The following is a 12,037-nucleotide window of genomic DNA, read 5'->3' on the forward strand; positions in this document are numbered from 1 at the left end:
CCAAGATCAACGTTTCATGCTTTTGCGGCGGAGTTCGGCTTTAGGTCGAAAAGGCTCTCGCCGAAGAAGCCGCGCTCTGCGCCATCCTTTCCACATGAACAGGAGGAAGTGTTGATGCCGATGACACGTGAAGAAGTTGAAGCCGTTCTGGGTCCAGTCGATGACGTGCTTGTCGCCGATCTTATTTCGACCGGTGCATCGGCCGAAGAGCTCAGGGAGGCGTGGGCATGGTTCAACAGCGATGAAGCGCTGATTGGAGCCGGTCGCCCTCTTCCCGGCTCACGAATCGGCGAATTGATCGACATGCTTGACGAAAGGGAAGATGACGGCGCCTGAGTGGCGACCGTTGCGTCTACCAGGCCAAGTCGCCGCGGCACGGGTCGCCGCGGCGATCTTCTTGTTCATTGGATCGAAATGACCCCGTCTACAGCTACCCAGTCCGACGGTTCAATCAGATGGTTGTGGGCAACTCGCACCGAATGGAGCGGTCCTTGCAGCGTTTCTGACCAGAAATCCAGGAAAGCGCAGAGTTCCGGAAAGTGCGGCGCCAGATCATAATCTTGCCAGACATAGAGTTGCAAAAGGCCGGGATGGTCTGGCATCCGATAAAGGATCTCCGCCGTCGTCAGACCATAACCTTCCATCTGCATCAGGAATTCCCGGCTGACTTTCGAAATCACTTTCTTCCATCCTCTTTAGACATGCATGTCTACGCCATGCTTTTTGTCGTCTCTGGCGCCCTGCAGTCGAGCCACGCACGGTCGTGGCTGTGCGTCCAGCCGCTGCAGCGCCTCCATAATGACGTCAAATGGGATTGGCTCAGGTGAGCCGGGTCGCTGTCGGAGAGCCGGGTTTGACTCGATAGCACAGGCATCGGAAACCCACGCCGCCAGAATCGCTCGTTTCTCATCCCGATCCAGTATCCGGCTTTTTAACACCTCGTTGGGATGAGAAAAATACTGCGCCGGTGACAACAACCGATCAAGATCCGGGACTGTTGCGGACTGCAGCGATGACGGAATGCCCGTCAATTGCTTTCGCTTTTCCATCGATATTCTCCATCCAACACAACATTCTCACAAATATCAGTGACGGATTTGCGGAGCACATACCCCGCCGGAAAAGTGATTTTGGTATTTTCTTGAGGTGATTCAAGACAGAACGACACTCGTCGGAACAGAAATATCGTCAGAATTTCAGGGCCGTAGCACTTCGTGCCTCAGAGTGCTGATTTTTTTAACTCACCCTCTTGAAAAGATAAATTGGCGAACCCAGCTCATTTTCCGCGCATCGCCGAAAGGGATGCGCAAGCCCCGCTCCGGACCAACCGGTTCGGAGCGGAGGAACCTCTGTTTAATCTGTTTGTCCTGAAGGAGAACGATATGACGTTCCGTCCACTACATGACCGCATTCTGGTCCGCCGCATTGAGGCCGAAGAAAAGACCAGGGGCGGCATCATCATTCCCGACACCGCCAAGGAAAAGCCGCAGGAGGGCGAGGTCATCGCCGTCGGCCCCGGCGCCCGCAACGAGGCTGGCCAGCTCCAGGCACTCGACGTCAAGCCCGGTGATCGCATCCTGTTCGGCAAATGGTCCGGCACGGAGATCAAGATCAACGGCGAAGACCTGCTGATCATGAAAGAAAGCGATGTCATGGGCATCATTGAAGACCAGGCCGAGCAAAGACAGGCCGCCTGAGCCATCCACCCTACGTTCATCAGTCAGATAGCTGCCTATTGAGGAGTTAAAGAAATGGCTGCGAAAGAAGTCAAGTTTCACACCGATGCCCGTGAACGCATGCTGCGTGGGGTCGATGTGTTGGCCAATGCGGTGAAGGTCACGCTTGGTCCAAAGGGCCGCAATGTTGTGATCGACAAGTCCTTCGGTGCTCCGCGCATTACCAAGGACGGTGTTTCGGTCGCCAAGGAAATCGAGCTGGAAGATAAGTTCGAAAACATGGGCGCGCAGATGCTGCGTGAAGTGGCGTCAAAGACCAATGATCTGGCCGGCGATGGTACGACCACCGCGACCGTGCTTGCCCAGGCGATCGTCAAGGAAGGCGCCAAGGCTGTCGCTTCCGGCTTGAACCCGATGGACCTGAAACGCGGCATTGATCTCGCCGTCGACGCCGTCGTCAAGGAACTCAAGGATAACGCCCGCAAGATCACCAGCAATTCCGAGATCGCGCAGGTCGGCACCATCTCCGCCAATGGCGATTCCGAGATCGGCCGCTATCTCGCCGAAGCGATGGAGAAGGTAGGCAACGAAGGCGTCATCACCGTCGAGGAAGCCAAGACCGCCGAAACCGAACTCGAAGTCGTCGAAGGCATGCAGTTCGATCGCGGGTACCTCAGCCCCTATTTCGTGACAAACCAGGACAAGATGCGGGTCGAACTCGAAGACCCCTATATCCTCATTCATGAGAAGAAGCTCTCCAACCTGCAGGCGATGCTCCCGGTTCTCGAAGCCGTCGTCCAGTCCGGCAAGCCGCTCCTCATTATCGCTGAAGACGTCGAAGGCGAAGCGCTTGCAACGCTCGTCGTCAACAAGCTGCGTGGAGGCCTGAAGATCGCTGCCGTGAAGGCTCCGGGTTTCGGCGACCGCCGCAAGGCCATGCTCGAAGACATCGCTATCCTTACCGGTGGCACCGTCATTTCCGAAGACCTCGGCATCAAGCTTGAAAATGTCACGCTCGAAATGCTCGGCCGGGCCAAGAAGGTCGCGATCGAGAAGGAGAACACGACCATAATTGACGGCGTCGGCCAGAAGTCCGACATCGAAGGCCGCGTTGCCCAGATCAGGGCGCAGATCGAGGAAACCACGTCCGACTACGACCGCGAAAAGCTGCAGGAACGTCTTGCCAAGCTCGCCGGCGGCGTTGCCGTCATCCGCGTGGGCGGCTCGACCGAGGTCGAAGTGAAGGAGAAGAAGGACCGCGTCGACGATGCGCTGCATGCTACCCGCGCCGCCGTCGAGGAAGGCATCCTGCCGGGCGGTGGTGTTGCGCTGCTGCGTGCTGTCAGGGCTCTCGACAATCTCAGTACGGCCAATCAGGACCAGAAGGTCGGCGTCGAGATCGTCCGCCGCGCGATCGAGGCTCCTGTCCGTCAGATCGCCGAGAACGCCGGCGCTGAAGGGTCTGTCATTGTCGGAAAACTGCGGGAGAAAAGCGAGTTCTCCTACGGCTGGAACGCCCAGACAGGCGAGTATGGCGATCTCTACGCGCAGGGCGTCATCGATCCGGCCAAGGTCGTCCGCACCGCGCTTCAGGATGCCGCTTCGGTGGCCGGCCTTCTGGTCACGACGGAAGCCATGATCGCCGAAAAACCCAAGAAGGAGAAGGCCCCGGCTCTGCCCGCCGGCGCCGGCATGGACTTCTAAGGCGATCATGGGTGGCCCGTCGCACCTGCAAGAGGCGGGCCACCTCACATCGTTCGGCCAGGTTCCGTCGGTCAAAATCAATGGAGCCACACTTTGATAAAGGAAGCGTCAACGTGTCAATCGGCACCACTGGAGACCGCGGTACCATCAGCACCACTCAGCTGCTTCATTCTGCGATAAGGTTACCAACATCCTGACATCCGACCCGCCCACACTCCGTAGGTCATCTTGGCTCAAAGCGCCGCGAACGGGAGGCTTGAGCCCAATCCTTCTCCGCTTGCACTCATTCGAGATTAATGGCCTCTAAGGACAATCGGGCGAGCGCCCCGTTGGACAGTGGATCATCCTCATCGCGTCAAACAGTCAACCTGACATTCATTCGTACGATGGGTTGCTACAGGTGCTTTGATCCTAGGTGACAGGTGCAGGGAGATCACATGGGGTGAGCGGCGCAGAACCACCGCTGACCACGTTAGCTTGAGCCCGAGCTGTGATACTGTCACGGACCTCAGCAACTTGCCCGTCGTTTCAGGCCTATGGGCCCAGTCTTTCGTGCCCCGCGATCACAAGCAGGCCACCCGTGTTACGCATTAGTCCGGCTGTCGCCGGTGGCGAACAGCACCCTGCCTGACCAATTCCTCGTTGGGATACGAAACATCCTGTTCTTTCCCCTTACAGAGAGGCGGCGAGCAACTTTTTCCAGCGCTGCAATCTATGTAACCTTCTCTTCATCGGCAAAACCTCCTCTTCCGGGCGGAACCTCAACAATGAATGGAAGAAGGTCGTCTGCGATCACCCCGCATGGGCATGGCCGCCGGATGAGGCACCTCAATTTCAAACATTCATGACCAAGATGACTGCGATCCGCCGAACATTGGTTCCGGAACGCAAGATGGTCTTGCCCCGCAAAACCTCCTGCACAAAATAGAGATGTCAGATAGCAGGGAACCCCTGCGAAAGGTCGGTCGGAAATCGACTTTGGAGTTTCACCCTCTCCGACGCCCCAAAATTATAACGCGAAGCAGACAGGTGCTTGGTGTGCGTTGATCGCTTTATGCTGCGCGACGAACCACAACCGCTCCAATCAGCATACTCAAGCCCAATGCGAGGAATAGAGGATCGGCAACGTTCGTTTGCAACAGGCCGGAGGCAGTCATAACAGAAATGAGCATCAAGCTGAATTCGCCGCCGTGGGCCAGGATAGCACCCGCGCGAAGAGCAGTTTCGAGATTTTCTCCGAACATGCGGGTCAGGGCAACAATAAGTGCGAGTTTCACCACCATGAGTATACAAAGCCATGCCAACACGGTTGACCATGTCGACCAGACCTCACCAACATGGAGTTGAGTTCCTATACTGATGAAGAACGCCCCGACGAACAAATCCCGGAACGGCCTGATTTCCCGTTCGACGAATTGGCGAGCGTCGCCCTCGGCGATCGCCATGCCGGAAGCGAAGGCTCCGAGCGCTGGCGAAAGTCCCGCGACCTGTGCAACAATGGCTGCGAGCAAGGCAATGACCAGGGCCAGAAGCTGTGCGAGGTCGGCCTCGCCCTGACTTGCGACCCATTCGGCAAGCCGCTGAAGCGTTGACCGGGCGATGAAGAACGCCCCGATAAACACCCCAATTCCCCCGACCATCTTAAGGATACCGTTCGCGCTTTCCACCGCTCCTGCCGCGACGATGACATCGTGAAACGCCAGAAAGCCGACTGCCGCCAGATCCTGAAATAGCAGAACAGCGATGGCGACCCGTCCCTGAGGCGTTCCGAGCGCACCGCCGCCGGCAAGTACCTTGAGGCAAAGCGCGGTCGACGACATCGCGACCGCGCCAGCAATCAGAACCGCCGCCGCCGCCCCGATCTCGGTAAAGACGAGGAGCCCTCCGGCGACCAACCCTCCGGTTGCAAGCACCTGTGCCAGACCGAGTCCAAAGATCAGCCGCCGGAGCGCCACGAGCTTGTCGAGGGAGAATTCCAGACCAAGCGTAAAGAGAAGCAGGATCACCCCGACCTCACCGATAAGCGTAAGTGTGGCACCCTCAGCGATGAGCCCCAGACCGGATGGTCCGATCAAAATGCCTGACAGCAGGTAACCGACCACTGCGGGGATGCCAAGCCTCGCGCAGATCGCGACATGGCAGAAAGCTACCATTGCGAGCAACACGGTGACCTCCAACAGTCCCTGTGCCGCGTGCATCAACGTCGCCCGTTTTTATAGACAGTTGCCCCGATCCACGCCGGTGGGTCGGACGCGGGGAAGGACGCAGCGCTCGCTTCACTGTCCGGGTCTGCGGCCATCGCAAGTTCCGCTGTGCGATCACAAACGCTGGCGGCGCCAATGCGTCGGTGAAGCCGTTGCCTGGAACTCGGTCGGTGGCCGGTCACTATGCGGTGGGCGCCAGGAGCACCGGCACCTTTGCTGGTTGGCACTCTCTCCCACCAGAAGCGACCCGGTGGCACGGATCGATGTTTGTCCGGTTCAGTGCGCACGATAAACTGCGAGCCGTTTCGTTGCGCGATGGCGCTGTCGAGATCAGGGAATGTCAAGCGGATGGGACTATAGGGAACGTCGGTTGCGGTCCAGCCCATAAGAAGCTCGATGGTCGGCGCTTGAGCCGAATCAAACCCGAGTATCCAATATTGCCGCCTAATTGGCGAGGAGGTGTGGGACGAGCGATCTGGCCTGTAGATCAACGCTGTCAGCACGTTGGGAGGTGTCAGGCCAGTTCCGAGGATTTTCGATCGAAACGGGGCGCTGTTGTGTCCTTTCATGATGGTTTTCACCTCTTTTCGGGTTGCGGCACCGGCGGCGTCAACGCCGCCGGTGCGAGAGCGATCATTAGGCGGCAGGCTCAGCCTCTTCGCCATCGCGATCGCCGGGCTTGTCGGGGGCTCCGGTCTCTCCTGCGCTCTCCAGCTTTTCAAACTTGATCTTCCGATCATCCACGGCCCAGGTGACGCGTACCTTGTCGCCGTCCTCGATCCGGCCCGAAAGCATCTCGCGGGCGAGCTCGGTTTCCAGTTCCGACCGGATTAGCCGTCGCAATTCGCGGGCTCCGAACTCCGGCCGGAAGCCCACCGCTCCGAAATGCTCCGCAACGCTTTTGTCGTAGTCGAGTTCGACCCCTTGAGTCATCGCCGTGCGAGCGACACGGGCCAGTTGCAGCTCGACGATCTGCCGAATTTCCGACTGGTTCAGCGAATGGAAGACGATGATCTCGTCGATCCGGTTGATGAACTCGGGCCGGAAATGAACGCGCAGAACGTCCATCAGTTCGGCCTTCTGCCCGGCCTCGTCGAACTCCTTGGTTCCGCGCTTGCGAAGGTTGCGCTGGATGATGTCGGAGCCGAGGTTAGACGTGGCAATGATGATGGTGTTGGTGAAATCCACCACGCGACCCTTGCCATCGGTCAGGCGGCCTTCATCGAAGACCTGAAGCAGGATGTTATATACATCCGCATGCGCCTTCTCGATCTCGTCGAGCAGCACGACAGAATATGGCCGGCGCCGGACCCGTTCCGTCAACTGCCCGCCCTCGTCGTAGCCGACATAGCCCGGCGGGGCGCCAATCAGCCGCGCGACCGCGTGACGTTCGCCATATTCGGACATGTCGATGCGGATCATTGCGTCCTGATCACCGAAGATCGTCTCGGCCAAGGTCTTGGCCAACTCGGTCTTGCCTACGCCGGTCGGGCCGAGGAACAGGAAGGTTGCGGTCGGGCCGGAGCCCTCGCGCAGTCCGGCGCGCGCCAGTCGCACGGCATCGGCAACGGCATGAATGGCCTCTTCCTGGCCGATTACACGCTCATGCAACTTGTCCTCTAGCTTCAGGAGTTTTTCGCGCTCTTCCGTGGTCAGTTCGCTCACTGGCACGCCCGTCAATTTAGAGACGATCTGCGCCACGTGGTCGGCGCGTACCTCGGCCGTGGCAGAGGCCCGGTCTCGCTTCCAGGTCGCCATCAATTCGTCGAGTTCGGCCTGTTTCGCGTCCAGTTCCTTCTTTAGCTCTCCAGCGCGGTCGAATTGCTTGCGACCGGCGGCGTAGTCCTGTTCGCGCCTGATCTGAGCGACCTCAGCTTCCAGTTCCTGCACGTCGACGGGTCGCGCGGTGGCGCTGATCTTCACCCGGGCGGCGGCCTGGTCTATCAGGTCGATGGCCTTGTCGGGCATGAAACGGCCGGTGACGTAGCGGTCGGAAAGCTCGGCTGCTGCGACGATGGCCTCGTCGGTAATCGTCACCTTGTGGTGGCTTTCCAGCGTGTCGCGAAGGCCGCGCAGAATCATGATCGTCTGTGCCACCGTCGGCTCGTCCACATATACCGGCTGGAAGCGGCGCTCCAGCGCGGCGTCCTTCTCGATATATTTCTGGTACTCGTTCAGTGTGGTCGCACCGATCAGATTCAACTCGCCACGAGCCAGTGCTGGCTTGAACGTATTGGCGATGTCCAGCCCACCTTCGCCGCCGCCCTGTCCAGCTCCGACGATGGTGTGGATCTCGTCAATGAACAGGATCATGTCGGCCTTGTTGGCCTCGATCTCTTTCAGGATCTTCTGGACCCGTTCCTCGAACTCGCCGCGATACTTGGACCCGGCGACCATCGAGTTGATATTGAGCTCGACCAGCCGCTTGTCGCGTAGCGCCTCGGGCACTTCCCCCGCGACGATGCGCTGCGCCAGCCCCTCGATGATTGCAGTCTTGCCGACGCCGGGTTCGCCGATCAGCACCGGATTGTTCTTCTTGCGACGCGCCAGAACCTCGATCGTCGTCTCGATCTCTCGCGCCCGGCCGATCACCGGGTCAAGCTTGCCCTCGCGCGCCAACTTCGTCAGATCGCGGCTGTATTCATCGAGATCGGGAGTGCTCGATGGGGTCTCGACGCGGCCTTCCTCGGCCCCCTGACCGACGGCCTTCGTCACCTGTTGGCGTAGCGCCTGCGGCGTCAGGCCCAGCCGGTTCAGGATGCTCGACGCCACGCCCTCACCCTCTTCGGCAAGGCCGATCAGCAGGTGTTCGGGGCCGACATAGGAATGGCCCAACTCGTTTGAGGCTATGAAAGCGCGGTTCAGCGCATCTTTGACCCGCGGGCTGACCCCGATCTCGCGATCCTCGTGAGTGGCGTCGCCCTTCTTCGCCTCGCGCTCGATTTGGCGGCGTAGATCGTCGACGTCGATCTTGACCTGCCCCAACACCGTGCGGACAACGTCGGAGCCGGTCAGCGCCAGCAGAAGGTGTTCCGTATCGACCTCGGTGCGGCCGAATTCGTGCGCTTTCTGGCCCGCCTGTTGCAAAAGCGTGTTAGCCTGTTCGCTCAAGCGGTCGGCAATATTGATGCCGCCGCGCCGCGCGCCGCGTCCCACCTGTCGGATCGGGACGGCTTGCCCCTGATCCTCGCCCAAGCGGTCGAAAAGGCCACCGCTATCGCCGAAGAATTCATCGAAGAGCGAGCGCCCACTGAATAGGGATTCCAACGGCGATGCGCTGCGGCCCTGCCGTCGGGCGATCCTGCGGTAGTCCTCGTCACAAAGCTCCATCACCTTGCGTTCACCGTTTGCAGAGACCTGCGCACGAAAGCTGGCAGGTCGGGATTTGCAGATATCACAGATGCCATTTGCCATTTTCTACCTCCGTCAGGTTCCCAGTCGAACAATCCGGGCTGGGACTATGTTTTCAGGCCGCTTCTCCCTTCTTAGCGCGGACCTGTTCTGCGATGGCCCGAAGGTCGGGCTCGTTCAGCGTCTCGCGGTCGAGCAGATCGCGAGACGTTTCCTCCAGCAGCGCCCGGTTCGCCTCAAGAAGCGCGACCGTACGCGCGAAGATGTCATCGATGATTGCCTTGACAGCTACATCCATCCGCTCAGCCGTTGCCTCGCTGTGGCGGCGGTTGAGCCAAGCGGATTGATCACCCGTGCCAAGGAAGCCGGGCCGCTCGTTGTCGTAGCTGACATGGCCCAGATCGGGGTCCATGCCGTAGCGCGCGACCATGGCCCTGGCGATGTCGGTCGCCTTCACCAGGTCATCCGCGGCACCAGTCGAGAGGTGATCGTAGATGACCTTCTCGGCCGCGCGCCCGCCCAGAAGAACGGCAATCTTATTTTCCAGCTCCTCGCGGGTCATCAGAAAGCGGTCTTCAGTCGGGCGCTGGATGGTATAGCCGAGCGCGCCGATCCCGCGGGGGATGATCGAGACCTTGTGCACGGGATCGCTCCCGATGAGCGCCATTGCGACCAGCGCGTGCCCCATTTCATGATGCGCGACGATTTCCCGTTCGCGTGTATTCAGAACACGGTTGCGCTTCTCCAGCCCCGCCACGATCCGCTCCACCGCGTTGTTGAAATCATCCATGGTCACGGCATCAGCCTTGCGGCGGGTAGCCAGAAGTGCAGCCTCATTGACTAGGTTGGCCAGATCCGCGCCTGAAAACCCCGGCGTCAGCGCAGCCAACTTCTCGGCGGCCACATCGGGGGCGAGCGTCACCTTCTTCATGTGCACGCCAAGGATTTGGATACGGCCCTTCTTGTCGGGCTTGTCCACCAGCACCTGCCGGTCGAAGCGTCCCGCACGCAGCAGCGCCGGGTCCAGGATTTCCGGCCGGTTGGTGGCCGCCAGCAGCACGATCCCCGACGACGGGTCGAACCCGTCCAGCTCAGTGAGAAGCTGGTTCAGCGTCTGCTCGCGCTCGTCATGCCCGCCTGCCATCTGACCGGAGGCGCGGGCGCGGCCGAGCGCGTCGAGTTCGTCGATAAAGATGATCGCCGGTGCGTTCTTGCGGGCTTGTTCAAATAGGTCGCGTACCCGGGCGGCGCCGACGCCCACGAACATTTCGACAAATTCCGAGCCAGAGATCGAAAAAAAGGTTACGCCCGCTTCACCTGCTACGGCCCGCGACAGAAGCGTCTTGCCGGTGCCAGGCGGGCCGACAAGCAGGATGCCCTTCGGGATGCGCGCACCGAGCTTCCCGTACTCTTCAGGCGCTTTCAGAAAGTCGACCACTTCCTCCAGCTCGGCCTTGGCCTCGTCGACGCCGGCCACATCGGCAAAGCTGACGCCGGTTTCCTTCTCCATATAAACCTTGGCCTTGCTCTTGCCTACCTGCAGGAAACCGCCAAAGCCCTGCTTGTCGGCAAAGCGACGAAACAGCAGCATCCAGACCGCGAAGAACACCAGTGCGGGGGCCACCCAGGAGATCAACGTGCCCAGCAAGGTATTCTGTGGCACACCGGTTATCTCCACTCCCGATTTGTCGATACGATCAAGAATCTGGGGATTGACGATGGTCGTGACGAACTGACTCTTTCCGTCCACGGGTGCGGTAAACCGGCCGGCGATTGTGTCCTGGCCGACAGCGACTGACGCGACTTTGCCCTGTTCCAGATAGCTTTCGAACTGGCTATAGCTGATCGGCGCGACAGAGTGCCAATCCGCGATAACGCCTTGAAAGAAAAGCACCGCCACGAAAGCCGCGACCCAGTACCAGATGTTGTATTGAGTTCTTTTCTCCATCCTTTTCTCTCCTCGGCGCCGCCTCACAGAGATGTTGTTGATTTATCGCGAGTGGCAAGATTGGTATTGCCTGATCCGAGTTCAAGAGGGCTCAGAAATGAAGAACGAGGCTGGCAAAGTCGCCCAAAATTCTTACATCTTGAAGCGTGCCACTTCCCGTTAGCCGCGAGTGAAATTTGTTGCCGTTATGACTGCGACGCCACGCCACCAATTCCTGAACCTGCTCCAATCCATCCTGCTTTTGGCGGGTATGGCGGTTATCGCCTGGTTCATCGTTTCAGCGATTGCGGGAGAGGGCTTGGCGATTGCGATGGTCATCGTGTCCTTGCTGGGACTGCTGATGACACCCGGCATCCCGAAACGCCTGTTACTGAACGCCTATGGTGCACGCAGGCTCAGCGGGCGGGAGTTTCCGGACGGAATCGCTACACTGGCTGAACTTGCACGCCGCGCCGGACTGCCGCGTGTGCCGGAACTCTACTACATTCCGAGCCAGATGCCGAACGCCTTCGCTGTGGGCTCTCCGGATGAAAGCGCCGTCTGCGTTAGTGATGGTCTTTTGCGATTGATGGACCACCGCGAACTCGTCGGTGTCCTGGCACACGAAATCGCTCACATTGCGAACCGCGATCTCTGGATCATGGGTTTGGCCGATGCGATGTCGCGCGCGGTGTCGCTCGCGTCCTGGGTTGGGCAACTAATCCTGCTGCTGAATTTGCCGCTCATTCTGGCCGGTGCTGCTTATGTGCCTTGGCAGGTACCGCTCGTGCTGATGTTTTCACCCACCATTATGGCTCTTCTTCAGCTCGCGCTCTCGCGGGCTCGAGAATACGATGCCGATAGGGGCGGCGCTGAACTGACCGGCGACCCCGATGGCCTGGCTTCAGCCTTGCTCAAGCTTGAACGCCGCGTTGGGCGCGTCTGGGAAGAGATGTTCCTTCCTGGACGTCGTATCCCCGAACCTTCGCTACTGCGAACACACCCGCCCACCGCGGATCGAGTCCGGCGGCTGCGCTCACTTTCCGGCACCCGCCGACCGATCTCACTGTCCGGTCCAATGAACGCACCGCGGGATGCGCGTGTCTCCACGCCGCGTTTCGGGCCTTGGGGCGTTTATCGATGAGACGAACGCAACCATGGCCGACAGTACGCGC

Annotated in this window: 10 protein-coding genes; 4 read left to right on the forward strand and 6 right to left on the reverse strand. The window is 59.7% G+C overall.

Going from position 1 to position 12,037, the window contains the following annotated elements; translation table 11 throughout:
• Window positions 1–336 (forward strand): hypothetical protein (locus B4E36_RS11615; RefSeq protein WP_345900373.1); only part of this gene is annotated, 336 nt, incomplete at its 5' end.
• 65 nt (window positions 337–401) lie between these two features.
• Here B4E36_RS11615 and B4E36_RS11620 read toward each other — a convergent pair.
• Together B4E36_RS11620 and B4E36_RS11625 are read right to left on the reverse strand one after the other, a co-directional pair.
• Window positions 402–650 carry an usg protein gene (locus tag B4E36_RS11620; RefSeq protein WP_414673756.1) on the reverse strand — a complete coding sequence of 83 codons (249 nt, stop codon included), beginning with the start codon at window positions 648–650 and terminating at the stop codon, window positions 402–404.
• 45 nt (window positions 651–695) lie between these two features.
• On the reverse strand, window positions 696–1,049 hold the full coding sequence (locus B4E36_RS11625) for a hypothetical protein (RefSeq protein WP_292052162.1): 354 nt from the start codon (window positions 1,047–1,049) through the stop codon (window positions 696–698).
• Between the two features lie 333 nt (window positions 1,050–1,382).
• Here B4E36_RS11625 and groES point away from each other — a divergent pair, with 333 nt between their 5' ends.
• On the forward strand, window positions 1,383–1,697 hold the full coding sequence (groES, locus tag B4E36_RS11630; RefSeq protein WP_114216109.1) for a co-chaperone GroES: 315 nt from the start codon (window positions 1,383–1,385) through the stop codon (window positions 1,695–1,697).
• A gap of 54 nt (window positions 1,698–1,751) precedes the next feature.
• The gene (gene groL / locus B4E36_RS11635) at window positions 1,752–3,380 is read left to right on the forward strand and encodes a chaperonin GroEL (RefSeq protein ID WP_292052166.1); all 1,629 of its coding nucleotides are present in this window, start codon (window positions 1,752–1,754) and stop codon (window positions 3,378–3,380) included.
• 1,052 nt (window positions 3,381–4,432) lie between these two features.
• Here the strand turns inward: groL and B4E36_RS11640 are convergent.
• The 4 genes from B4E36_RS11640 to ftsH are packed head-to-tail and all read right to left on the reverse strand — an operon-like array spanning window position 4,433 to window position 10,883.
• A complete protein-coding gene (locus B4E36_RS11640) occupies window positions 4,433–5,578 on the reverse strand; it encodes a cation:proton antiporter (protein WP_292052168.1) in 1,146 nt (381 codons plus the stop codon).
• A complete protein-coding gene (locus B4E36_RS11645) occupies window positions 5,578–6,324 on the reverse strand; it encodes an NADH dehydrogenase ubiquinone Fe-S protein 4 (RefSeq protein WP_345900374.1) in 747 nt (248 codons plus the stop codon). Before B4E36_RS11645 ends, B4E36_RS11640 begins: the two co-directional genes overlap by 1 nt.
• Window positions 6,221–8,998 (reverse strand): ATP-dependent Clp protease ATP-binding subunit, encoded by a 2,778-nt coding sequence (locus B4E36_RS11650; RefSeq protein WP_292052171.1) that lies wholly within the window; start codon window positions 8,996–8,998, stop codon window positions 6,221–6,223. Before B4E36_RS11650 ends, B4E36_RS11645 begins: the two co-directional genes overlap by 104 nt.
• A 52-nt stretch (window positions 8,999–9,050) precedes the next feature.
• Window positions 9,051–10,883: an ATP-dependent zinc metalloprotease FtsH gene (ftsH, locus tag B4E36_RS11655; protein WP_292052172.1), complete on the reverse strand. Its 1,833-nt coding sequence runs from the start codon at window positions 10,881–10,883 to the stop codon at window positions 9,051–9,053.
• Window positions 10,884–11,070: 187 nt separating this feature from the next.
• On the opposite strand from ftsH, the gene B4E36_RS11660 reads away from it, so the two are divergent.
• Complete coding sequence (locus tag B4E36_RS11660) at window positions 11,071–12,006, forward strand: zinc metalloprotease HtpX (protein WP_292052175.1); 936 nt, start codon at window positions 11,071–11,073, stop codon at window positions 12,004–12,006.
• Window positions 12,007–12,037 lie beyond the last annotated feature (31 nt).

It is taken from the genome of Martelella sp. UBA3392 (assembly GCF_002358775.1).
GTDB lineage: Bacteria > Pseudomonadota > Alphaproteobacteria > Rhizobiales > Rhizobiaceae > Martelella > Martelella mediterranea.

Coding starts and splice junctions, on each gene's coding strand:
- B4E36_RS11640 (WP_292052168.1), bottom strand. CDS start 5,578: ATGCACGCGGCACAGGGACTGTTGGAGGTCACCGTGTTGCTCGCAATG.
- B4E36_RS11625 (WP_292052162.1), bottom strand. CDS start 1,049: ATGGAAAAGCGAAAGCAATTGACGGGCATTCCGTCATCGCTGCAGTCC.
- groL (WP_292052166.1), top strand. CDS start 1,752: ATGGCTGCGAAAGAAGTCAAGTTTCACACCGATGCCCGTGAACGCATG.
- B4E36_RS11620 (WP_414673756.1), bottom strand. CDS start 650: ATGCAGATGGAAGGTTATGGTCTGACGACGGCGGAGATCCTTTATCGG.
- B4E36_RS11645 (WP_345900374.1), bottom strand. CDS start 6,324: ATGATCGGAAGATCAAGTTTGAAAAGCTGGAGAGCGCAGGAGAGACCG.
- B4E36_RS11650 (WP_292052171.1), bottom strand. CDS start 8,998: ATGGCAAATGGCATCTGTGATATCTGCAAATCCCGACCTGCCAGCTTT.
- groES (WP_114216109.1), top strand. CDS start 1,383: ATGACGTTCCGTCCACTACATGACCGCATTCTGGTCCGCCGCATTGAG.
- B4E36_RS11660 (WP_292052175.1), top strand. CDS start 11,071: ATGACTGCGACGCCACGCCACCAATTCCTGAACCTGCTCCAATCCATC.
- ftsH (WP_292052172.1), bottom strand. CDS start 10,883: ATGGAGAAAAGAACTCAATACAACATCTGGTACTGGGTCGCGGCTTTC.